The sequence below is a fragment of the Mycolicibacterium sichuanense genome (genome assembly GCF_033741125.1).
In the GTDB taxonomy this organism is placed as follows: Bacteria; Actinomycetota; Actinomycetes; order Mycobacteriales; family Mycobacteriaceae; genus Mycobacterium.
Genome location: NZ_JAWQPU010000003.1, coordinates 22,486 through 45,103 on the forward strand (window position 1 = coordinate 22,486; position 22,618 = coordinate 45,103).

Annotated in this window: 23 protein-coding genes; 15 read left to right on the plus strand and 8 right to left on the minus strand. The window is 67.1% G+C overall.

Going from position 1 to position 22,618, the window contains the following annotated elements; genetic code table 11:
- Positions 1-28 precede the first annotated feature (28 nt).
- The gene (locus tag SBI80_RS10410; protein ID WP_318974430.1) at positions 29-1,681 is read left to right on the plus strand and encodes a medium/long-chain-fatty-acid--CoA/3-oxocholest-4-en-26-oate--CoA ligase; all 1,653 of its coding nucleotides are present in this window, start codon (positions 29-31) and stop codon (positions 1,679-1,681) included.
- On the plus strand, positions 1,682-2,800 hold the full coding sequence (locus SBI80_RS10415) for an NAD(P)H-dependent flavin oxidoreductase (protein ID WP_318974431.1): 1,119 nt from the start codon (positions 1,682-1,684) through the stop codon (positions 2,798-2,800).
- 6 nt (positions 2,801-2,806) lie between these two features.
- Here the strand turns inward: SBI80_RS10415 and lpqN are convergent, their stop codons facing one another.
- Complete coding sequence (lpqN, locus tag SBI80_RS10420; RefSeq protein ID WP_318974432.1) at positions 2,807-3,505, minus strand: envelope biogenesis lipoprotein LpqN; 699 nt, start codon at positions 3,503-3,505, stop codon at positions 2,807-2,809.
- A gap of 189 nt (positions 3,506-3,694) precedes the next feature.
- Here lpqN and SBI80_RS10425 point away from each other — a divergent pair, with 189 nt between their 5' ends.
- On the plus strand, positions 3,695-4,084 hold the full coding sequence (locus SBI80_RS10425; RefSeq protein ID WP_318974433.1) for a VOC family protein: 390 nt from the start codon (positions 3,695-3,697) through the stop codon (positions 4,082-4,084).
- Between the two features lie 99 nt (positions 4,085-4,183).
- On the opposite strand, the gene fadD17 is transcribed toward SBI80_RS10425, so the two are convergent.
- The 3 genes from fadD17 to SBI80_RS10440 are packed head-to-tail and all read right to left on the minus strand — an operon-like array spanning position 4,184 to position 8,026.
- Positions 4,184-5,701 carry a long-chain-fatty-acid--CoA ligase FadD17 gene (gene fadD17 / locus SBI80_RS10430; protein ID WP_318974434.1) on the minus strand — a complete coding sequence of 506 codons (1,518 nt, stop codon included), beginning with the start codon at positions 5,699-5,701 and terminating at the stop codon, positions 4,184-4,186.
- A gap of 24 nt (positions 5,702-5,725) precedes the next feature.
- The gene (locus SBI80_RS10435) at positions 5,726-6,823 is read right to left on the minus strand and encodes an acyl-CoA dehydrogenase family protein (protein ID WP_318974435.1); all 1,098 of its coding nucleotides are present in this window, start codon (positions 6,821-6,823) and stop codon (positions 5,726-5,728) included.
- 18 nt (positions 6,824-6,841) lie between these two features.
- Positions 6,842-8,026 (minus strand): acyl-CoA dehydrogenase family protein, encoded by a 1,185-nt coding sequence (locus tag SBI80_RS10440; RefSeq protein WP_318974436.1) that lies wholly within the window; start codon positions 8,024-8,026, stop codon positions 6,842-6,844.
- 152 nt (positions 8,027-8,178) lie between these two features.
- On the opposite strand from SBI80_RS10440, the gene SBI80_RS10445 reads away from it, so the two are divergent.
- The 12 genes from SBI80_RS10445 (at position 8,179) to SBI80_RS10500 (ending at position 20,015) form a co-directional block, all read left to right on the plus strand.
- Positions 8,179-8,370: a ferredoxin gene (locus SBI80_RS10445; RefSeq protein WP_318974437.1), complete on the plus strand. Its 192-nt coding sequence runs from the start codon at positions 8,179-8,181 to the stop codon at positions 8,368-8,370.
- Between the two features lie 40 nt (positions 8,371-8,410).
- Positions 8,411-9,328, plus strand: a complete 918-nt coding sequence (locus SBI80_RS10450; RefSeq protein ID WP_318974438.1) for a 3-oxoacyl-ACP reductase — start codon at positions 8,411-8,413, stop codon at positions 9,326-9,328.
- Positions 9,329-9,584: 256 nt separating this feature from the next.
- The gene (locus SBI80_RS10455) at positions 9,585-10,349 is read left to right on the plus strand and encodes an MlaE family ABC transporter permease (protein WP_318974439.1); all 765 of its coding nucleotides are present in this window, start codon (positions 9,585-9,587) and stop codon (positions 10,347-10,349) included.
- Positions 10,350-10,359: 10 nt separating this feature from the next.
- Positions 10,360-11,202: an MlaE family ABC transporter permease gene (locus tag SBI80_RS10460; RefSeq protein WP_318974440.1), complete on the plus strand. Its 843-nt coding sequence runs from the start codon at positions 10,360-10,362 to the stop codon at positions 11,200-11,202.
- Positions 11,203-11,214: 12 nt separating this feature from the next.
- Positions 11,215-12,408, plus strand: a complete 1,194-nt coding sequence (locus SBI80_RS10465) for an MCE family protein (RefSeq protein ID WP_318974441.1) — start codon at positions 11,215-11,217, stop codon at positions 12,406-12,408.
- On the plus strand, positions 12,409-13,443 hold the full coding sequence (locus SBI80_RS10470; RefSeq protein ID WP_318974442.1) for an MCE family protein: 1,035 nt from the start codon (positions 12,409-12,411) through the stop codon (positions 13,441-13,443).
- Positions 13,436-14,494, plus strand: coding sequence for a virulence factor Mce family protein (locus SBI80_RS10475; RefSeq protein WP_318974443.1), 1,059 nt, complete (start codon positions 13,436-13,438; stop codon positions 14,492-14,494). Before SBI80_RS10470 ends, SBI80_RS10475 begins: the two co-directional genes overlap by 8 nt.
- The gene (locus SBI80_RS10480; RefSeq protein WP_318974444.1) at positions 14,491-15,918 is read left to right on the plus strand and encodes a virulence factor Mce family protein; all 1,428 of its coding nucleotides are present in this window, start codon (positions 14,491-14,493) and stop codon (positions 15,916-15,918) included. The genes SBI80_RS10475 and SBI80_RS10480 overlap by 4 nt, the downstream gene beginning before the upstream one ends.
- 18 nt (positions 15,919-15,936) lie before the next feature.
- A complete protein-coding gene (locus tag SBI80_RS10485) occupies positions 15,937-17,121 on the plus strand; it encodes an MCE family protein (protein ID WP_413232708.1) in 1,185 nt (394 codons plus the stop codon).
- Positions 17,122-18,831, plus strand: coding sequence for a virulence factor Mce family protein (locus SBI80_RS10490; protein WP_318974445.1), 1,710 nt, complete (start codon positions 17,122-17,124; stop codon positions 18,829-18,831). It abuts the gene before it with no gap.
- Positions 18,832-19,521, plus strand: a complete 690-nt coding sequence (locus tag SBI80_RS10495) for an Rv1363c family protein (protein ID WP_318974446.1) — start codon at positions 18,832-18,834, stop codon at positions 19,519-19,521.
- Positions 19,521-20,015: a mammalian cell entry protein gene (locus tag SBI80_RS10500; protein WP_318974447.1), complete on the plus strand. Its 495-nt coding sequence runs from the start codon at positions 19,521-19,523 to the stop codon at positions 20,013-20,015. The genes SBI80_RS10495 and SBI80_RS10500 overlap by 1 nt, the downstream gene beginning before the upstream one ends.
- On the opposite strand, the gene SBI80_RS10505 is transcribed toward SBI80_RS10500, so the two are convergent.
- The 4 genes from SBI80_RS10505 to SBI80_RS10520 all read right to left on the minus strand — a co-directional run bounded on the left by SBI80_RS10505 (position 20,002) and on the right by SBI80_RS10520 (position 22,550).
- A complete protein-coding gene (locus tag SBI80_RS10505; protein WP_318974448.1) occupies positions 20,002-21,492 on the minus strand; it encodes an alpha,alpha-trehalose-phosphate synthase (UDP-forming) in 1,491 nt (496 codons plus the stop codon). The genes SBI80_RS10500 and SBI80_RS10505 overlap by 14 nt on opposite strands.
- The gene (locus SBI80_RS10510) at positions 21,493-21,657 is read right to left on the minus strand and encodes a hypothetical protein (RefSeq protein ID WP_170312574.1); all 165 of its coding nucleotides are present in this window, start codon (positions 21,655-21,657) and stop codon (positions 21,493-21,495) included.
- A gap of 47 nt (positions 21,658-21,704) precedes the next feature.
- Positions 21,705-22,064, minus strand: coding sequence for an intersectin-EH binding protein Ibp1 (locus SBI80_RS10515; RefSeq protein ID WP_318975205.1), 360 nt, complete (start codon positions 22,062-22,064; stop codon positions 21,705-21,707).
- A 117-nt stretch (positions 22,065-22,181) separates the two neighbouring features.
- Positions 22,182-22,550 (minus strand): intersectin-EH binding protein Ibp1, encoded by a 369-nt coding sequence (locus SBI80_RS10520; protein WP_318974449.1) that lies wholly within the window; start codon positions 22,548-22,550, stop codon positions 22,182-22,184.
- Positions 22,551-22,618 lie beyond the last annotated feature (68 nt).

Below are 22,618 nucleotides of genomic sequence, written 5' to 3' on the forward strand. Positions count from 1 at the left end.
AAATGTAACACGTTCTAGTTTAGGTTCCGTGGCCCTGAACATCGCCGATCTTGCCGAGCACGCCGTCGACGCCGTGCCAGACCGTGTCGCCCTCATCTCGGGGGGTGAACGGCTCACCTATGCCGAGCTCGACGAGAAGGCCAACCGCCTGGCCCACTACCTCGTCGACCAGGGCGTGAAGAAGGACGACAAGGTCGGCCTCTACTGCCGCAATCGCATCGAGATCGTGATCGCGATGCTTGGCATCGTCAAGGCCGGCGCGATCGGTGTCAACGTCAACTTCCGCTACGTCGAGGGCGAACTGCGCTACCTGTTCGACAACTCCGACATGGTCGCGCTGGTACACGAACGGCAGTACTCCGATCGGGTGGCCAACGTCCTGCCCGACACCCCGAACGTGACGACCGTCCTGGTGGTCGAGGACGGCAGCGATCTGGACTACCGGCGCTACGGCGGTGTCGAGTTCTACGCAGCCCTGGAGCAGGGTTCACCGGAGCGTGACTTCGGACCCCGCAGCGCCGACGACATCTATCTGCTCTACACCGGCGGCACCACCGGCTTCCCGAAGGGCGTGATGTGGCGTCACGAGGACATCTACCGAGTGTTGTTCGGCGGCACCGACTTCGCCACGGGTGAGCCGATCGCCGACGAGTACGACCTTGCCAAGCAAGCGGCGGCCAACGCGCCGATGATCCGCCTGCCCATTCCGCCGATGATCCACGGTGCCACCCAGTCGGCCACCTGGATGTCGTTGTTCTCCGGCCAAACCGTGGTCCTGGCACCGGAATTCAACGCCGACGAGGTCTGGCGCACGATTCACGAACACAAGGTCAACCTGCTGTTCTTCACCGGCGACGCGATGGCCCGCCCCCTGCTCGACGCGCTGCTGGCCCACCAGGAGGAGGGCAACACATACGACCTGTCGTCGCTGTTCCTGCTCGCCAGCACCGCAGCGCTGTTCTCCACCAGCCTGAAGGAGAAGTTCCTCGAGCTGCTGCCCGACCGCATCATCACCGACTCGATCGGATCGTCGGAGACCGGCTTCGCTGGCACCAGCATCGTGGAGAAGGGCCAGTCGCACACCGGTGGCCCACGGGTCAGCATCGACAAGAACACCGTCGTGCTCGACGAGGAGGGCAACGAGGTGGTGCCGGGTTCTGGCGTGCGCGGCATCATCGCCAAGCGCGGCCACATCCCGGTCGGCTACTTCAAGGACGAGAAGAAGACCGCCGAGACGTTCCGGACCATCAAGGGCGTCCGCTACGCGATCCCCGGCGACTACGCCCAGGTCGAGGCAGACGGCAGCGTGACCATGCTGGGCCGCGGCTCGGTGTCGATCAACAGCGGCGGCGAGAAGATCTATCCCGAGGAGGTCGAGGCGGCGCTGAAGGGCCATCCCGACGTCTTCGACGCGCTGGTCGTCGGCGTGCCCGACGCCCGGTTCGGTCAGCACGTGGCCGCCGTCGTCCATCCCCGCGAGGGAGCCCGCCCGACGCTGGCCGGACTCGATGCGTTCGTGCGCACCGAGATCGCGGGCTACAAGGTGCCACGCAGTCTCTGGCTCGTCGACGAGGTCAAGCGTTCACCGGCTGGCAAGCCCGACTACCGCTGGGCCAAGGACGTCACCGAAGCCAGGCCCGCCGACGAGGTCCACGCCAAACACGTTGGGGCAGGAGCCTAGATGCACACCGAACTCTGCGAGCGCTTCGGCATCGAGTACCCGATCTTCGTCTTCACGCCGTCGGAGAAGGTGGCCGCCGCCGTCAGCCGCGCCGGTGGACTCGGCGTGCTTGGCTGCGTGCGGTTCAACGACGCCGACGACCTCGAGCACGTCCTGCAGTGGATGGACGCCAACACTCTCGGCAAGCCGTACGGCGTCGACATCGTGATGCCCGCCAAGGTGCCCACCGAGGGCACCAGGGTCGACATCGACAAGCTGATCCCGCAGACCCACCGCGACTTCGTCGACAAGACCCTTGCCGATCTCGGGGTGCCACCGCTACCGCAGGACGAGGAGCGCTCCGAAGGAGTTCTCGGCTGGCTGCATTCGGTGGCGCGGTCACACGTCGAGGTGGCACTCAAGCACCCGATCAAGCTGATCGCCAACGCGCTCGGCTCACCGCCGAAGGACGTCATCGACCAGGCGCATGCCGCTGGCGTACCGGTTGCCGCGCTGGCTGGCAGCGCCAAACACGCTCTGCGCCACGCCGAGAACGGCGTGGACATCGTCATCGCCCAGGGGCACGAGGCCGGTGGCCACACCGGTGAGATCGCGTCCATGGTGCTGGTGCCCGAGGTGGTCGACGAACTCGACGGTCGTGCCGCGGTGCTGGCCGCCGGTGGCATCGGCACCGGACGGCAGGTGGCGGCAGCGCTCGCCCTTGGCGCGCAAGGTGTTTGGATGGGCTCGGCGTTCCTGACCGCCGCGGAGTACGACCTCGGCGTCCGCACCGAGGGTGGCGCCTCGGTCATCCAGCAGGCGCTGCTGGCGGCGACCTCGAGTGACACCGTGCGGCGGCGCATCTACACCGGCAAGCCCGCGCGACTGCTGAAGAGTCGATGGACCGAGGCCTGGGACGCCGACGACGCACCCGAACCGCTGCCCATGCCATTGCAGAACATCCTCGTCAGCGAGGCGCATCAGCGGATGAGCGAGTCCTCGGACCCGACCACCGTGGCGATGCCCGTCGGTCAGATCGTCGGACGCATGAACGCCATTCGCCCCGTTGCCGACATCATCGCCGAACTGGTCACGGGTTTCGAGGCGGCGACCCGCCGCCTCGACGACATCCGCGGGTAGTTCGGCTCAGCCGATGGTGGTGTCGGTGTCGATCTTCTCGGTGGCGGCACCGAGGACTTCGCCGGCGGCGTCGGGCCCGTCGACGTTGAGTTGCAGGACGTAGAGCCCGTCGGCATTTGGGATGACGACGGTCTTCTGGGCGATGAAGCGAGTGGCGCCGTCGCGGGTGTAGGTGCCACCCAGCACGTAGGCCGGGTAGTCGCCAAGCGTGCTGGTCTCGCCTTCGTTGCCGGGTTTGTAGTCCGGCAGGTTGTTGAGTTCACCGGGGGCCAGGTCGATGATCTTCTGCGGGTCGACGTTTCCGGTGAGCTTGGACATCAGCGCGACGATGTTGGGTGGGTCGCTCTTGAACTCGTCGCCGGTGTAGACGATGGCGCCGTACGCGTAGTTGGGGGCTTCCTCTGGGCTCAGCGCCCGCCAGCCGTCGGGGACGGGCAAGTTGACCGCGGGCGCGTTCGGATCGCCCATCTTGATCCCGGTCTCCTGGATGCCGTTCTGCTTGATGTAGTCCGCGATCGTCTGATTCGCGCCGGCCGCCGGGGGCGCGGTGGTCTCGGTGCCCGTCGCCTTCGTGGACGTGGCGCTGGTGGACGAACTGCTCGAACTGCCAGACGCCGAGGGCTTGGTGTCCGAGCCGCAGCCGGTCAGGACGACGGCAAGGGCAGTGACGGCGGCGGCCGCACCGGCGAGTGTCGACGTTCTCATGGGGTTGACTCCTCGTACTCGATGTCGTGATTGTCGGAGACTGCCAGGCGAGCCCATGGGATCGTCCATTCCGGAGCGAAGCGTAGCTCAACGGCGTTGATTCGCCGCGCGAGTTGGACGACTCGGGGCCGCTCGTGGCTGTCCGATTCGTTCACGACGCGACGCCCGACCGGACCTAGCGTTGCACCCATGAGTGAAGTGACATCCGTGGTCGTCGAGATCGTGGCCCGCGACATCGCGACGTCGCTGGCGTTCTACCGGCTGCTCGGTCTGCCGGTACCCGAACATGCCGGTGAGCACGTGGAGGTGGCGCTGCCCGGTGGCTACACGCTGGCGTTCGACATCGAGGAGGTCATCGCGGGCATGCATCCGGGATGGTCACCACCGGCCGGGGCGGGCCGGGTGGCGGTCGCGTTCGGGATGAACACTGCGGCCGAGGTCGACGAGGTCTTCCAAAGACTGGTCGCGGCAGGACATCCCGGCGTGCTGTCCCCGTTCGACGCCCCGTGGGGGCAGCGCTATGCCACCGTCGAGGATCCCGACGGCATCACGGTGGATCTCTTCGCCCCGCTGTCCTGACCCACCGTCAGCGACGCCGCCGTCTGCCCGCCACGCTGTCTCGACGAGGTCTTCCAGTCCGGCTGGCGGCGGGGTCTCGCGATAACCCATGCCGCCACGTTAGCCAATCGGGAAGACCGGGTCGCGGCAGTCCAGCGCCTCGGCCGACAGCACGCGCTTGAGCACTTTGAAGGTCTCGGTGCGGGGCAGGGCGCGGCTGATCCTGACGAACTTCGGCCACTGCTTCGGCCCGAGGTCACCCTGGCCGGCCAGGAAGGTCGTGAACTGCTCGACGTCGAACGTCGCACCCGGCGTCAGCACCAGCGCCGCCATCACCCGGTCGCCGACGGCGGGGTCGGGGATCGGGTAGACGGCGGCTTCGAGGACGTCGTCGTGGCGCAGCAGCACCCGTTCGATCGGTGCGGTGCCAAGGTTCTCGCCGTCGACCCGCATCCAGTCGCCGAGGCGGCCGGCGAAGTACACGAACCCCGCCTCGTCGCGGTAGGCGAGGTCACCGCTGTGGTAGATCCCGCCGCGCATGCGCTCGTCCTCGGCGGCGTCGTCACCGTAGTACCCGCGAAACCACCCACGGCCCGCGGGATTGACCAGTTCGCCGACCTTGCCAGGGGGACACGGCGCACCGGTTTCGACGTCGACGATTGCGACCTCGTCGGAGAGCGGACCGAGTGACCCGTCCGGGGTATCGGGCGTGCGGGCAACCGAGATGCCACCCTCCGTGGAACCGAACCCGTCGACCACGAGGGTCCCGAACCGCTTGGCGAACCGGGGCAGGTCCCGCGGTGCACCCTCGTTGCCGTACATGAAGCGCAGCGGGTTGTCGGCGTCGTCGTCGCGGGCCGGCGTGGCCAGAATGTAGGACAGGGGCTTGCCGACGTAGTTGGCGTAGGTCGCGCGAAAGCGCCGAACGTCGGCAATGAACTGCGAGGCGGAGAACTTGCGCCGCAACGCGATCGACCCGCCGGCGGCCACCGCCACCGCCCATCCCGCCATGATCGCGTTGGAGTGGAACAGCGGCATCGACAGGTAGAACGTGTCGTCGCGGCCGAGTCCGAATCGCTGGGCGAGCATGGTGCCGGGAAAGGCCACCTTGTCGTGGGTGACCCGGACCGCCTTGGGCTCACCGCTGGTACCCGAGGTGAAGATCAGCATGTAGAGATCGTCGGGTGCTAGGTCGGCGAACGTCACCGCAGCGCCGTGGTGAGACGCCAACTCCGCTGCCCACTGCGGGGATTCGACGTCGATGCACGCGACTCCGGCCGGAACGCCGTCGGCGAGGGCGGAGGCGTCGTCGGTGAGCACGACCTGACAGTCGGCCTTGGCGACGTCACGGGCGAACGCTGCACCCCGCCGGGTCGGATTCAGGCCGACCGGAACCAGACCGGTAAGGCCCGCGGCCACCAGCAGCGACGAGAAGAACGTGGTGTTGCCCAGCATCACCCCGACGTGCGGTGGCCGGGCCGGGTCGAGACGGGCCCGCAGGGCGGCCGCCAGCTGCGCGCCGTCCCGCAGGTGATCGCGCCAGCTGACGAACGAATCACCCTCGTAAACCCCGCGATCGGTGACGTCGAGCAGCGGTGTCAGGAGGTCACTGACGGTGGGGTCGTGGTCGTCGGTCACCCTGCCTCGCTCGCCCCGGGCCGATCAGACAGGTGTCTCGGCCAGTTCGCGGCCGATGCGCAGCAGCTGGCCGGTCGCACCGCCGACTGCGAACTCGTTCTGCTTGGCGGCCAGGAAGTACCGGTGCACCGGGTGGTCGACGTCGATGCCAACTCCACCGTGCACGTGGACGGCGGTGTGCGCCACCCGATGTCCCGCCTCGGCGGCCCAGAACGCGGCGGTGCCCACCTCGAGGTCGGCGGGCAGCTCCTCCGATAGCCGCCAGGCCGCCTGGGTCAGCGTCAGCCGCAGTCCCTTGACGTCGATGTAACCGTCGGCGAGTCGCTGACCCACTGCCTGGAAGCTGCCGATCGGGCGGTCGAACTGTTCGCGCTCCCTGGCGTACTCGGCGGTCAGCTCCAACGCCCGCTCGAGCACGCCGAGCTGGAAGGCGCTGCGGCCCAGCGCAGCCCGGGTGATCAACCAGGACAGCACCTCGTCACCGCCGACGGCCCGACTCGGATCGAGATCCGCTCCCTGCAGCTCCAGATGGCCGACGCTGCCGTGGCCCGTGGTGTCGAGGGACTCGACCGTGACCCCTGGGTCGCCTGCCGCGACGAGGAAGACGTGGGTACCGTCCTCGGATTCGGCGGGCACCAAGAACGCGTCGGCCACCGGGCCATACGGAACCTGCGCCCTGGTGCCGGTGAGCCGGTAGCCCGAACCCGACGCGGTGGCCTGGACGGGCCCCTGGCCCATCTCGCCGTCGAAGGCGACGGTCAGCACCTTCTCGCCCTTGACCGCGGGCGCACCCCAATCACGTTGCAGTGCACTGGAACCGAACTTGGCCAGCGCTCCGGCCGCGAGCATCACCGACTCGAGGTATGGCACCGCGGCGATCTGACGCCCCAGGGAGACCAGGACGGCCACCTCCTCGAGCACGCCGAAACCGCCGCCGTCGAGCGTCTCCGGTGCGGTGGTGGACAGGACGTCGGCGCTGATCAACTTCGTCCACAGATCGCGATCGAAGCGCTCGTCAAGCCGGTCGAGCTCGCGTTGCCGGTCCGGCGTGCAGACCGAGTCGACGATCGAACGCGTCAGGCCGCCAAGGTCGTTCGCGGCCTCAGGTGCTGAAAAATCCATGTGAAGTCTCCGCTTCCCTTACCGGTTGACTCGGGGCAGGCCGAGGGCGACCATGCCGATGATGTCGCGCTGGATCTCGTTGGTGCCGCCGCCGAAGGTGAGGATCAGGCACGACCGGTGCATCCGCTCGATGCGGCCGCGCAGCAGCGCACCGGGGGAGCCGGTGCGCAGCGTGGCGGCGGTTCCCAGCACCTCCATCAGCAGGCGGTAGGCCTCGGTGGCCAGCTCGGTGCCGTACACCTTGGCTGCCGAGGCATCGGCGGGCGACGGTGCAGCATCCGTGGCCGACGCGAGTTCCCAGTTGATCAGTTTGAGTACCTCGCCCTTGGCGTGCACCCGAGCGAGGTTGAGCTGCACCCATTCCGAGTCAATGAGCCGCCTGCCGTGCGCGTCCTTGGTGTTCTGCGCCCATTCCCGCACGGCGTCGAGCGCAAGGAAGATCGGCTGCGCGGAGACCAGGGCGACGCGCTCGTGATTGAGCTGGTTGGTGACGAGCTTCCAGCCGGCGTTCTCCTCACCGACCAGGTTGCTCACCGGGATCCGGACGTCCTGGTAATAGGTGGCGCTGGTGTCGACGCCGGCCATCGTGTGCACCGGGGTCCAGGAGAAACCCTCGGCCGTGGTGGGCATGATCAGCATCGAGATGCCGCGGTGCTTCTTGGCCTCGGGGTTGGTGCGCACCGCCAGCCAGACGTAATCGGCGTAGGCGATCAGGCTGGTCCACATCTTCTGTCCATTGACGACGTAGTCGTCGCCGTCGCGCACCGCGGTGGTGCGCAGCGAGGCCAGGTCGGTGCCGGCTCCCGGCTCGGAATAGCCGATGGAGAAGTGCAGTTCGCCGGCCGCAATCTTGGGCAGGAAGAACTTCTTCTGCTCCTCGGTGCCGAAGGCCATGATCGTCGGCGCCACGCTGTTGATCGTCAGGAACGGCACGGGCACGTTGGCGATGGCGGCCTCGTCGTTGAAGATCAGGCCCTCCATCGGCGTGCGCTCCTGGCCGCCGAACTCCTTGGGCCACGACAGCGTGAGCCAGCCGTCCTTGCCCATCTGAGCCACGGTCTCGCGGTAGACGTTTCCACGTCCCATCTCACCGCCGTCACCCGCGCTGAGCGCCTCGGCGCGCTCGGGGGTCATCAGTTTGGTGAAGTACGAGCGCAACTCGCGACGCAACTCCTCCTGTTCGGGGCTGTAGCCGATCCGCATCGTTGATTCCTGTCTGTTGCGTCCGTCGCGCACCGCGCGGAGGTACCCGTGGCCTTCCCCGGTTGTAACACGTTCTAGTCTTGGAATCCAGGCGCGGTTATCCTGGGCCGACTGCGGGCGGAGCATCCGCACCGAACTGCGAGGAGGTCATCATGCGAGTGGAAGTCGATCGCGATCGTTGTGAGGGCAACGCGGTGTGCGTTGGCATCGCCCCTGACCTGTTCGACCTCGATGACGAGGACTACGCCGTGCTCAAGGCCGACCCGGTGCCCGACGACCAGGTCGACCTGGCCGAGCAAGCCATCGCCGAGTGTCCCCGCGCCGCCCTGCTCCGCAAGGACTAGAGGCATTCACCAGATGACCACCCCGCAGGCGAGGAGAAACATGTCGAACCCCAGTGCCCCCGATCTGTCCGGCCGGGTTGCGGTGGTGACGGGAGCCGCGGCCGGGCTGGGCCGCGCCGAGGCCATCGGTCTTGCCAGGGCCGGTGCGACGGTCGTCGTGAACGACGTCGAGGGTGCACTCGACCGGTCCGACGTGCTCGACGAGATCGCCGCGGTCGGGTCGAAGGGGGTAGCGGTCGCCGGGGACATCAGCGCCCGCAGCACCGCCGACGAACTGATCGCCACCGCCGACGGCCTCGGCGGGCTGTCGATCGTGGTCAACAACGCGGGCATCACCCGCGACAGGATGCTGTTCAACATGACCGACGAGGACTGGGACGCGGTCATCGCGGTGCATCTGCGCGGCCACTTCTTGCTCACCCGCAACGCGGCGACGTATTGGCGGGACAAGGCGAAGCAGAGTGACGGCTCGGTCTACGGCCGCATCGTCAACACCTCCTCCGAGGCGGGCCTGGCGGGCCCGGTCGGGCAGGCGAACTACGGTGCGGCCAAGGCGGGGATCACCGCGCTGACGCTGACTGCGGCCCGCGCCCTCGGCCGCTATGGCGTGCGGGCCAACGCCATCGCACCACGGGCGAGGACGGCGATGACTGCCGACGTCTTCGGGGATGCGCCCGCACTGCCCGAGGGTCAGGTCGACGCGTTGTCCCCCGAGCACGTCGTCACCCTCGTACAGTTCCTCTCGTCGCCTGCGTCGGAAGGGGTCAATGGGCAGCTGTTCATCGTTTATGGCCCGACCGTGACGCTGGTGGCGGCACCCACGGCGGAGCGCCACTTCACCGCGGAATCGGACGCCTGGGCCGCAGGCGAGCTCGGGCCCGTGCTGGCCGACTACTTTGCTGATCGTGACCCGGAACGCGGATTCTCCGCCACCGAGTTGATGACTTCGCGAGACTGACAGTCTCGGTTGTCAGCCGGTCCGACGTACTAGAACACGTTCCAGAATGATCTTCGATACACCCGGCTTGACCAGCGCAGATAACTCTCCGACTACCGATTTCGCGGTTCTTTGACACTGCGAACGTGTTCTAGTTAATATGAGCCGGCTCACTAAGAGCAACGCTTGACCAACGGTTTGACGGGTGCCTGCGGGCCATAGTCGACGACTATTCGCCAACACCCATCGGCCACCCGTCCCAAGAACGGAGCCCAGGTTGATCGAACAGCTCTCGGCTCCGGCCCGGGCCGTGGGCGGTTTCTTCGAGATGTCCCTGGACACCTTCGTCAAGATGTGGCGCCGGCCGTTCCAATTTCGCGAGTTCCTCGACCAGACGTGGATGATCGCGCGCGTCTCGCTCATCCCGACGCTCCTGGTCGCCATCCCCTTCACGGTGCTGGTGGCGTTCACGCTCAACATCCTGCTTCGCGAACTCGGTGCCGCCGACTTGTCCGGCGCCGGAACCGCGTTCGGCACCATCACGCAGCTCGGCCCGGTGGTGACGGTGCTCGTCGTCGCGGGGGCCGGTGCAACGGCGATCTGCGCAGACCTCGGTGCCCGCACCATCCGCGAGGAGATCGACGCCATGCGCGTCCTCGGAATCGACCCGATCCAGCGCCTGGTGGTGCCGCGCGTGCTGGCCTCGACATTGGTCGCGCTGCTGCTCAATGGTCTGGTCTGCGCGATCGGCATCTCAGGCGGTTACGTCTTCTCGGTGTTCCTGCAGGGCGTCAACCCGGGCGCCTTCATCAACGGGCTGACCATCCTCACCGGACTCGGTGAGCTGGTGCTCGCCATGTTCAAGGCCCTGCTCTTCGGGTTGATGGCCGGGCTCGTCGGGTGCTATCGCGGCCTGACGGTCAAGGGCGGTCCCAAGGGCGTCGGCGTCGCGGTCAACGAAACGGTGGTCTACGCCTTCATCTGCCTGTTCGTCATCAACGTGATCCTGACGGCGGTCGGAGTCCGGGTGTTGGCACGATGAGCGCAGCCGCATGAGTTACGACGCCACCCTGCGCATCCGGCGGTTCTTCAGCGGCGTGCCCCGAGCGGTCGACGCCGTGGGGGAGCAGGCCCTGTTCTACGGCGAGTCGGTGCGCTACATCCCGAACGCACTGACGCGTTACCGCCGCGAGACGATCCGGCTCATCGCCGAGATGACCATGGGCGCAGGCGCTCTGGTGATGATCGGTGGCACCGTCGGCGTGGCCGCCTTCCTGACGCTGGCCTCCGGCGGAGTCATCGCCGTCCAGGGCTACTCGTCGTTGGGCAACATCGGCATCGAGGCGCTGACCGGCTTCCTATCGGCGTTCCTCAACGTGCGCATCGTCGCGCCCGTGATCGCGGGCATCGCGCTGGCGGCGACCATCGGTGCGGGCACCACCGCGCAGCTGGGCGCCATGCGGGTCGCCGAGGAGATCGACGCCGTGGAGGCGATGGCCGTGCACGCGGTGTCCTACCTCGTGTCGACCCGGATCATCGCCGGCCTGATCGCCATCGTGCCGCTGTACTCGCTGTCGGTGTTGGCCGCCTTCTTCGCCGCGCGCTTCACCACCGTCTTCATCAACGGGCAGTCCGCTGGCCTCTACGACCACTACTTCAACACGTTCCTGGTCCCGACCGATCTGTTGTGGTCGTTCCTGCAGGCCATCGTCATGTCCGTGGCGGTCATGCTGGTGCACACCTACTACGGCTACAACGCATCCGGCGGACCCGTCGGCGTCGGCATCGCCGTCGGCCAGGCCGTGCGGACGTCGCTGATCGTGGTCGTCACCATCACCCTGTTCATCTCCCTGGCCGTCTACGGCGCGTCGGGCAACTTCAACCTCTCGGGCTAGCGGGGACGACGAATGGGTGACGCCAAGCGCAGCCATGTGAGGATCGCCGCGGCGATCCTCGCGGCTGTCGTGGCTGCCGCGATCGTCTTCACCTACTTGTCCTACACGGCTGCGTTCACCAGGACCGACGCCGTGACGGTGACCGCCCCGCGGGCCGGCCTGGTGATGGAGACCGACGCCAAGGTCAAGTACCGCGGAATCCAGATCGGCAGGGTCACCTCGATCGAATACGCCGGCGACCACGCCAAGCTCGTGCTCGCGGTCGACAGCAGTCAGATGCGCTACGTCCCGGCCAACGCGAAGGTGCGCATCGGCGGCACCACGGTCTTCGGCGCGAAGTCGGTCGAGTTCCTGCCGCCCGACCAGCCGGAGGGTTCACTGCGGCCCGGTACGCAGGTCAACGCCGCCGACGTGCAACTCGAGGTCAACACGCTCTTCCAGTCGCTGACCGACACGCTGCAGAAGGTCGACCCGATCAGCCTGAATGCCACGCTCAGCGCGCTCGGAGAAGGGCTGCGGGGCAACGGTGACGATCTCGGGGCCACCATGGCGGGGTTGAATTCCTATCTTCAGCAACTCAATCCGAAGCTTCCCGAACTGCAGCAGGTCTTCCAGAAGACCGGTGCGGTGGGCAACATCTACGCCGACGCCGCACCCGACCTGGTGACGGTATTCGACAACACCCCGACGCTCAGCAACACCATCGTCGATCAACAGGACAATCTGAACGCGACCCTGCTGGCCGCCACGGGTCTGGCCAACAACGGCACCGCGACGCTGCAGCCCGCCGCCGAGGACCTGATCGCCGCGGTGCAGCGCCTGCGGGCCCCGCTCAAGGTGCTCGGCGACTACTCGCCGGAACTCGGGTGCATCTTCACGGGCACCAAGAAGGCCCTCGACACGTTCGCACCCGTCATCGGCGGTGTGCGCCCCGGTCTGTTCGTGGCATCGAACTTCCTTCCCGGGGCACCGGCGTACACCTATCCCGAGAGCCTGCCGATGGTCAACGCCTCCGGCGGTCCGAACTGCCGTGGCCTGCCCAATGTTCCGACCAAGCAGTACGGCGGATCGTGGTATCACACCCCGTTCCTGGTGACCGACAACGCCTACATTCCGTACCAGCCCAACACCGAGCTGCAATTCGACGCCCCGTCGACCCTGCAGTTCCTGTTCCACGGTGCCTTCGCGGAAAGGGATGACTTCTAGATGAGGCGCGATCGGACGCCGCTGAAGGTCGGCATCTTCGCCGTGGTCATGCTCCTGGTGGCTGCGGGTCTGGTGGTCGTCTTCGGACAGTTCCGCTTCACCGCGGGCAACACGTTCCACGCCACCTTCGCCGAGGCGTCCCGGCTGAAGGCGGGACAGGACGTGCGCATCGCGGGCGTGCCGGTGGGGTCGGTGGGCAAGGTCGCGCTCAACGCCGACAACACCGTCGACGTGACGTTCGACGTCAGCGACCGCTACCAGCTGTACACCTCGACCAGGGCGGTCGTCCGGTATCAAAACCTGGTTGGTGACCGCTATCTCGAAATCACCTCGGGACCAGGCGAATTGCGCAAACTTCCGGCGGGTGCCACCATCCCCGAGTCGAATACGCAACCAGCGCTCGACCTCGATGCGTTGCTCGGCGGGCTGCGGCCGGTGCTCAAGGGGCTCAACGGCAACAAGATCAACGAGGTGAGCAACGCGATCATCGAGCTGCTGCAGGGGCAGGGCGGATCACTGGCGACGCTGCTGTCCAGTACGTCGTCGTTCACCCAGGATCTGGCGGCCCGTGATCAGCTGATCGGGGACACCATCAACAACCTCAACGCGGTACTCGGCACGGTCGACGCAAAGGGTGCGCAGTTCGATGCCGCCGTCGACCAGTTGCAAAAGCTCATCACGGGTCTCGCCGAGAATCGCGACCCGGTGGCGGGTGCCATCCCGCCGCTGGCCTCGGCGACCAACGACCTCACCGAGCTGCTGACCAACAGCCGGCGTCCCGTGCAGGGCGTCATCGAGAACCTGCGACCGTTCGCGCAGCGGATGGAAGAGCGAAAGGCCGACGTCAACAAGGTCATCGAGCCACTGGCCGAGAACTACCTGCGGCTCAACGCCCTTGGCGCGTACGGATCGTTCTTCAACATCTACTACTGCTCCATCCGCATGAAGATCAACGGTCCCGCGGGAAGCGACATCCTTATTCCGTTCGGTGGTCCACCCGATCCGTCGAAGGGGAGGTGTTCGGAGAATGGCTAGATCCGGCGAGAGCGATCCCGTCCGCACGGGCATCTTCGGCATCGCCCTGGTGACGTGCCTGGTGTTGGTGTCCTTCGGGTACACCGGGCTGCCGTTCTGGCCGCAGGGCAAGAACTACGAGGCCTACTTCACCGATGCCGGTGGCATCACCCCGGGCAACGACGTCAGCGTCTCGGGCATCCAGGTCGGCAAGGTCGCCTCGGTCGAGCTGGCGGGTGACTCCGCCCTGGTGAAGTTCAACGTCGACCGCAAGATCCGGGTCGGTGATCAGTCGCTGGTGTCGATCAAGACCGATACCGTGCTCGGGCAGAAGTCACTGGCGGTGACGCCGAAGGGCGCCGGCAGCTCGACGGTGATTCCGTTGGGCCGCACCACGACTCCGTACACGCTGAACACCGCGTTGCAGGACCTCGGTGGGAACGTCGGTGAATTGGACAAGCCGAAGTTCGAGCAGGCACTGCAGACGTTGACAGCCACGCTGCGCGATGCCACCCCGCAGTTGCGGGGTGCGCTCGATGGCGTGGCCAACCTGTCGCGCAGCCTCAACCAGCGCGACGAAGCGCTCGAGCAGCTGCTCGCACATGCCAAGAAGGTGTCCGACACGCTGGCGCAACGGGCCGGTCAGGTGAACCAGCTGATCACCGACGGCAACCTGCTGTTCGCCGCCCTCGACGAGAAGCGTCAAGCGCTGAGTACGCTCATCGGCGGCATCCAGGGTGTCTCCGAACAGCTCTCCGGATTCGTCGCCGACAACAAGCGCGAGTTCGCCCCCGCTCTGCAGAAGCTCAACGCGGTGCTGGACAACCTGCTGGAACGCCGCGAGCACATCGGGGAGGCCCTCAAGCGGCTGCCGCCCTATGCCACGGCGCTCGGCGAGGTCGTCGGCAACGGCCCCGGGTTCAACATCAACCTCTACGGTCTGCCTCCGGCCACGCTGTCCGAGGTCCTGCTGGACACCTACTTCCAGCCCGGCAAGCTGCCGGACAGCCTCGCCGACTACCTGCGCGGATTCATCTCCGAGCGGATGATCATCAGGCCGAAGTCGCCATGAGCAACGAGAATTCGACGAAGTCCAGGAACCGGTGGCTACGCTTCGGCGTCGTCGCGGCACTCGTCGTCGCCCTGGTTGGCGGCGCGTACGTGCTGTGGCCCTCGAGCGCGGGACACCGCGTCGTCGCGTACTTCCCGTCCACGGTCGGCCTGTACCCGGGTGACGACGTCCGTGTGGTCGGCGTCCCCGTCGGTAAGATCACCGCGATCGAGCCCCGGGCCGAAGACGTCAAGGTGACCATGGACGTCGACGGCGACGTCAAGCTGCCCGCCGATGCGCGCGCCATCATCATCGCGCCAAACCTGGTGTCGGCCAGGTTCATTCAGTTCACCCCGGTCTACACGAACGGGCCCACGCTGGCCGACGGCGCTCAGATCGGTCTCGACCGCACTGGTGTTCCGGTCGAATGGGACGACGTCAAGGAGCAGCTGACGCAGCTCAGCGCGTCCCTCGGGCCATCGCAGGGCGACGTGCAGGGTCCGCTTGCGGCCGCCGTGAACCAGGCCGCCGAGACGTTCGACGGCAACGGCGACTCCTTCCGCAATGCCTTGCGCGAGCTGTCGCAGACCGCGGGCCGGCTCGGGGATTCCCGCACCGACCTGTTCGGCACGGTGCGCAACCTGCAGGTACTGGTCAACGCGCTGGCCAACAGCAACGAGCAGATCGTGCAGTTCTCCAACCACGTCGCCTCGGTGTCACAGGTACTGGCGGACAGCTCCAAGGATCTGGACCAGACCCTTGGCACGCTCAACCAGGCGCTCGCCGACGTCAAGGGCTTCCTCGACCAGAACAACCAGGCGCTGATCGGGCAGATCGGCAAGCTCACCGACTTCACCAACATCCTCACCGAGCACAGCGACGACATCGAACAGGTCCTGCACATCACGCCGAACGGCCTGGCGAACTTCTACAACATCTACAACCCGGCTCAGGGCACCGTCGGTGGTCTGCTGTCGCTGCCGAACTTCGCCAACCCGGTGCAGTTCATCTGCGGTGGCACGTTCGACGTCGGCGCCTCCCCCGACAACTACAAGCGTGCCGAGATCTGCCGTGAACGAATGGGTCCCGTTTTCAAGCGCCTTGCGGTGAACTACCCGCCGATCCTGTTCCACCCCATCAACAGCATCACGGCGTACAAGGGTCAGATCATCTACGACACCCCGGAGACCGAGGCCAAGGCCCAGACCCCCGTGCCGTACCTGCAGTGGCAGCCGGCCCCCGGGGTCACCCCGCCGACGGTCGGCGCCGACGGCCGGATCAGCGACCTGCTGTTGCCGCCGCCGCCGATTCCTGGACAGGTCTCCCAGGCCGGTGCGCCGCAAATGGGCTACTCGACACCGCCGGGACCCGCGCCGGACGGTGGCGGTCCGCTGCCGGGACCGCCGCCAGGTCCGCCGTTGCCCGCCGAGTCGGGGGGTGGCTAGGTGAAGACGGCGAAGACGTTGCACCGCAAGGTATTGCGCGCCGGACGCAACACCGTCGCGATAGGTTCGGGTGCGGTGCTGCTGGCCGGGTGTGCCTTCGGTGGCCTCAACTCCCTGGACATGCCCGGCACCGCGGGGCACGGCAGCGGGTCGTACTCCATCACGGTTGAGCTGCCCGACGTCGCCACCCTGCCCCAGAACTCCCCGGTCATGATCGACGACGTGACCGTCGGCAGCGTCTCGGGCATCGAGGCCAGGCAGCGTCCCGACGGCTCCTTCTTCGCGGCGGTCAAGCTGTCGCTGGAGGGCAACGTGAACCTGCCGGAGGACGCCACGGCCAGGGTCGCGCAGACCTCCCTGCTTGGCTCGCAGCACATCGACCTGGCACCGCCGGTCGACGGATCCGGTCAAGGCAGGCTGCGCGACGGCGCTACCATCCCGCTGTCGCGCACCGGACGCTATCCGACCACCGAAGAGGTGTTGTCCTCGCTCGGCGTCGTGGTCAACAAGGGTAATCTTGGTGCGCTGCAGGACATTACCGACGAGACCTATGCGGCGGTCGCTGGTCGCTCCGGCCAGTTCGCCGATCTCATCCCGCGGCTGGCCGAGCTCACTACGTCCCTTCAGCAGCAGACCAACGACATCGTATTCGCGCTCGACGGGTTGAACCGCTTCGCGGGCATCCTCGCGCGCGGCAAGGACAGCCTGGGCCGGACTCTGGACTCGCTGCCCGCAGCGCTGAAGGTGCTCAACGACAACCGCGCCAACATCGTCGATGCCTTCGCGGCGTTGCGGACGTTCGCCACCGTCGGCGCGCACGTGCTCTCGGGAATCAAGGACGACTTCACCGCCGACTTCAAGGACCTGTACCCGGTCATCAGAGCATTCAACGACAACGTCGACGACTTCATCTCCGATCTGGAGCTGCTGCCGACGTTCCCGTTCCAGTACAAGTACCTGCGCAACGCGGTCCGCGGCGACTATCTGAACGTCTTCGTCACCTTCGACCTGACGGTGCGGCGCACCGGTGAGTCGGTGTTCACCACCTCGAAGGGCCTCGACCCCAACATGAAGCACCTCGACGAGGTCATCAACCCGCCGGACTTCCTGACCGGGGCGATGGCGAACCTGTCCGGCCAGGCTGCCGATCCGTTCAAGATCCCGCCTGGCACCGCCACCCAGCACGACGGGGGGAAGCCCTAGATGCTGACCCGACTGACCCGTCTGCAACTGACGATCTTCTCGATCGTGACGGTCATCTGCGTGGGGGCGATCTCCACGTTCTATCTGCACCTGCCCGCTGCGGTCGGGCTCGGTGCCTATCACGTGACCGCCGACTTCAGAGCCGGCGGCGGCCTGTACGAGAACGCCAACGTCACCTACCGGGGTGTGACGATCGGCCGGGTGGAGAACGTCGGTCTGGGCGAGGACGGCGTCGTCGCCACCATGCGCCTGAACACCGACACCCCGGTGCCGGACAACGTCACCGCGACGGTGAAGAGTGTTTCGGCCGTCGGCGAGCAGTACATCGACCTGGTGCCACCGAAACAGCCCTCGAAGAACCTGTTGCGCAACGACTCTCACATCGGGGTCGACCGTACCGCGGTCGGCCAGGACATCGGCGCCCTGCTGGCGCAAGCCGACTCGCTGGTCAACAGCATCGGCAACACCCGCCTGCAGGACCTGCTCCGGGAGACGTTCAAGGCGTTCAACGGGTCCGGTCCCGAACTCTCCCGGCTGATCCAGTCCTCCCGGCTGCTGATCGACGAGGCCAACTCCAACTACGGCCAGACCTCGCAGCTGATCGACCAGGCGGGGAACTTCCTGGACTCGCAGATTCGCAGCGGTGACGACATCAAGTCACTGGCCGACGGGCTGGCGCGGTTCACCACCGAGGTCGCCAAGGCGGATCCACGACTGCGGTCGGTGCTGCAGAACGTGCCGGGAGCCGCGCAGTCGGCCAACACCACCTTCGAGGGCATCCGGCCCAACTTCCCGATGCTGGCAGCCAACCTGGCCAACGTCGGCCGCATCGGCGTCATCTACCACAAGTCCATCGAGCAGGCGCTGGTCATCTTCCCTGCCTTGATGGCGGCGTTGATCACCGTCGGCGGCGGTCTGCCGGCTGACGAGGGCGGCAAGCTGGACTTCAAGGTCGATCTCGGCGACGCGCCACCCTGCTCCACTGGCTTCATCCCGCCGCCGCTGATCCGTTCGCCCGGTGACACCACGCTGCGCGACCTGCCCACCGACCTGTACTGCAAGACGGCCCAGAACGATCCGTCGGTGGTGCGCGGTGCCCGCAACTACCCGTGCCAGGAGTTCCCCGGCAAGCGGGCGCCCACCGTCCAGCTGTGCCGCGACCCGCGCGGCTACGTGCCGCTTGGCAGCAACCCGTGGCGCGGGCCGCCGGTGCCCTACGGCACGCCGGTCACCAACGACCGGAACATCACGCCGCCCAACAAGTTCCCCAACATCCCGCCCGGGGCGGATTACGACCCCGGGCCGCCGGTCGTGCAGCTACCGCCGGGTGTACCGCCTGGGCCAGGGCCCGCCCCGAACGCGCCGTTCCCACTGCCCGTACCGCCGAGCGATCCCGGCGCGCCGCCGCCCCCGCTGCCGTTCTATGCACCGCCGGATCAGATCGTGCCGCCGTACGCCAGGCCGGCTCCCGACGCTCCGCCCCCGGCGGACGCGCCTGCGCCCGCGGTGCTGCCCCCGGGCCAGGGACCGCTGGTGCCCTCGGAGGCGACGCCTCCGCAGGCGAAGGGTCCGGCGACCGCCACGTACGATTCGAAGACCGGTGTGTTCGTCGACCCCGCTGGGGGGACCGGCGTCTACGCCGATGGCATGGACAAGGTGAACCCGGCGGAGACGTGGGTCGACCTGATGTTGGATCCGAGGCAGGCGTAAGTGAGTGAGACACCGGATTCGGTGACGAAGGCTGCCACGCGCAGGCGGGCATCGCGAGCGGCGGGCCCGGCAGCGGGAGTGATCCCGGACGCGCCGGTGGCGGTGGTCGTCGAGACCCCGACCACGGCGAAGGGCAAACCGGTCAAACCGGTTGGGCCGCCGCCGCGCCGGCAGCCGCACCGCACGCTGGTCGCCGGCCTGGCGCTGGGCATCACCGCCGTACTGGTCGCGGTACTGGCCGCCGCGGTGGGGGTGCTGCTAGCCCAGCAGCGCCACGCCGAGGCCGAGGGCGCCCGCGACCAGCGATTCGTGGACACTGCGCAGCAGACCGTGGTGAACATGTTCAGCTATACCCAGGACAGCATCGACGACAGCGTGAACCGGTTCGTCAACGGCATCAGCGGACCGCTGCGCGACATGATGAGCCAGGGCAACAACGTCGAGAATCTCAAGGCCATCTTCCGCGACACGAACGCGAGCTCGGAAGCCGTCATCAATGGCGCCGCGCTGGAGAAGGTCGACGACACCGCGGACAACGCCTCGGTGCTGGTATCGGTGCGGGTGACGGTGACCAACCTCGACGGGGTGAACTCGCCGTCCAAGCCGTACCGGCTGCGCGTCATCGTGCACGAGGACGACAACGGCCACATGACCGGTTACGACCTGAAGTACCCCGACGGAGGCAACTGATGAGCCGCCTGCGCTCCACGCTGGTCGTGTTGGTCGGCCTGCTCTTCGCGGCGGGATTCATCGCGCTGGCCGGCATTGGTGGAACCCTGTACTGGGACCGCGTCGAGCGCGACGGCGAGCAGCAGACCAGGGCCGAGCTTCCCGCGTTGGCGGCCCAACAGATCCCGGTGATCCTCGGCTTCGACTTCCAGACCATCGAGCGCAGTCGGACCGATGCCTACAAGCTGTTGACGCCGGACTTCCGCCGCGAGTACGAGGACGACACCACCAAGAACGTGATCCCCGCGGCGCGCGACCGGCAGATCATCAGCCAGGTCAACGTCGTCGGCGTCGGCGTCCTCGACGCCCATCGCGATTCGGGATCGGTGATGGTGTTCATGAACCGGGTCCTCACCGACAAGACCAAGCAGCCGCTCTACGACGGCAGCCGGTTGCGTGTCGAGTACCAAAGGATCGGCCAGGACTGGCGGATCAAGAACATCACGCCGATCTAGGCGCGTCCTTCGTCGCGGCGAGGGCGTCGAGGAACGCGCGCGCCCACCTGTCCACGTCGTGGGCCAGGACCTGGCGGCGCAGCGCCCGCATCCGGCGCCGGCCTTCTTCCGGGGCCTGCTCCAATGCGGCCTCGATGGCGTCCTTGACTCCGTCGAGGTGGTGCGGATTCGTCAGATAGGCCTGTCTGAGTTCGGCTGCGGCGCCGGTGAACTCGCTCAGCACCAGGGCACCGCCCAGGTCGCTGCGACACGCCACGTACTCCTTGGCCACCAGGTTCATCCCGTCCCGCAATGGCGTCACCAGCATGACGTCGGCCGCCACGAAGAAGGCGATCAGCTCATCGCGCGGCAGGGCCCGATGCAGGTAGTGCACGATGGGATGCCCGACCTTGCCGTACTCGCCGTTGATGTGGCCGACCTGACGCTCGATGTCCTCGCGCATCGCCTTGTAACTCTCGACGCGCTCGCGGCTCGGGGTAGCCAATTGGATGAGCACAGTGTCGGCCGGGTCGGCGCGACCCTCGTCGAGCAATTCGGAGAACGCGTGCAGCCGGACGTCGATGCCCTTGGTGTAGTCGAGGCGGTCGACACCGAGCAGGATCTTGCGCGGATTGCCGAGTTCGGCGCGAATCTGCTTGGCGCGCTGGCGGACCACGCGGTTGCGTGCCTTGGCGTCGAGGTCGGCGGAGTCGATCGAGATGGGGAACGCACCCACCTTGACGGTGCGGAACCCGACCTGGATCTCACCGAACCGAGACCGCACCCCGACGCTGCCGCGCGAGGTGTTGGCGCCGACGAGTCGTCGCGCCAGGATCATGAAGTTCTGCGCGCCGCCCGGCAGATGGAAGCCGACCAGGTCGGCGCCCAGGAGACCTTCGATGATCTCGGTGCGCCAGGGCATCTGCATGAACAGCTCGACCGGAGGGAACGGAATGTGCAGGAAGAAGCCGATGGTCAGGTCCGGCCGCAGCATGCGCAGCATCTTCGGCACCAGCTGCAGCTGGTAGTCCTGCACCCATACCGTGGCGCCGTGGGCTGCGGCGCGCGCGGTGGCTTCGGCGAAGCGGCGGTTCACCTCGACGTAGCGGTCCCACCACTCGCGGTGGTAGATCGGCTTGACGATCACGTCGTGATACAGCGGCCACAGCGTGGCGTTGGAGAAGCCCTCGTAGTATTCGGCGAAGTCGTCGGCCGACAGGCGTACCGGCCGCATCTCGAGATCGTCCTCGAAGATTGGTTCGTCGGCTCGTCCAGTGGTCTCGTCGGTGATCCCCGGCCAGCCGATCCACGCGCCGCGACGCCGCCGCAGCAGCGGTTCGAGCGCCGTCACCAGCCCACCAGGGCTGCGCTTGTAGGAGGTGGTGCCGTCGGGCAGCCGCTCCATGTCGATCGGCAGCCGGTTGGCCACCACGACGAAGTCGGAGTCACCCTCCGCGCTGAGGTCGGAGTCAGCTGGTTGGCCTTCCCCCGAACTCACCTACGCCTCGAGCTTTGCCGGTCCGATGCCGAGCATCGAGAGGAACACCCGGCATTCGTCGGCGTCCGTGGCATAGGCCGCGACGACGCGTCGGGCCTGGCGGGCAGTGCTGTCGGCCAAGGGCTCGACGTCGCCGATTTCGGCGGGATCTGGTTTAGCAGCCATGTCACGACTCTAGGCGACTTGGCGAGCGCCCCCGTGTGAGATCGGCCTTATCCGCCGTCGATGCTCGTCGGCGGCTGCACGAACTTGGGAGCATTCTCTTGCAGGCCGATGCACTGACCGGTGTTCGCACCCGTGCAGGGGACGCCGTCGACGGACGGCAGCGAGCCAGGATTGTCGCTGACCGGAGACGCGGGGTAACCGTTGTTGGTCGGCGAGTTCGGCACGGTGTGAGGCAGGCAGGCACCGCTGTACAGGTCCTCTTCCTCACCGGTCGGGCACGACGCCGCTGGCTCGGCACCGGCGACCGCAGGCACGGTGAAGGCCACGGCCGCCGGACCGGCGGCCAGCGCGAGTGCGAATCCGCCGGCAAGGATGATTCGTCGTGCAGAGAATTCGAGGGGCGCCATGGTCACGCTTTCTGTTGTTACCGAGCTAATTGACGGCTGATCGCGAGAATTGTAGGGAAGCTACAGGAAATCTGCACCAGTTCCGCAGGTTCCCGGAGAACCCTTGCGCCCGGAGGGTCAGTTGGTGGAGCCGGTCACGGTCGGGCTCGATCCCACCGAGGAGGTCGGCGGCACGTACTGCGGGGCGTCCTCGGACAGGCCGATGCACGCACCCGAGTCGCGTCCGGTGCACGGAATGCCGTCGATCTCCGGAATGTCGGGGTTGCCCGCCGGCGTGGTGAACGGCGCCGGGGAGTTGGGCACGACGAACGGCACGCACTCACCGGTGAACTGATCCGCGTCCTCGCCCGAGGCGCAGTCCGCCATGGGCGAACCCGGCGCTACCGTGGGGGCGGCGAACGCAGCCACCGCGGGCGCGGTGGCCACGGCGAGCGCGAATCCGCCCGCGATGAGCAGGCGACGTGCTGAGAACTCGGTGTGTGGCATGCGTGGATTGTAGGGACGCTGCCCGCAGTCTGCGCAGTTACCGAGGGTTCCCTGAAAGTGCGTGTCGC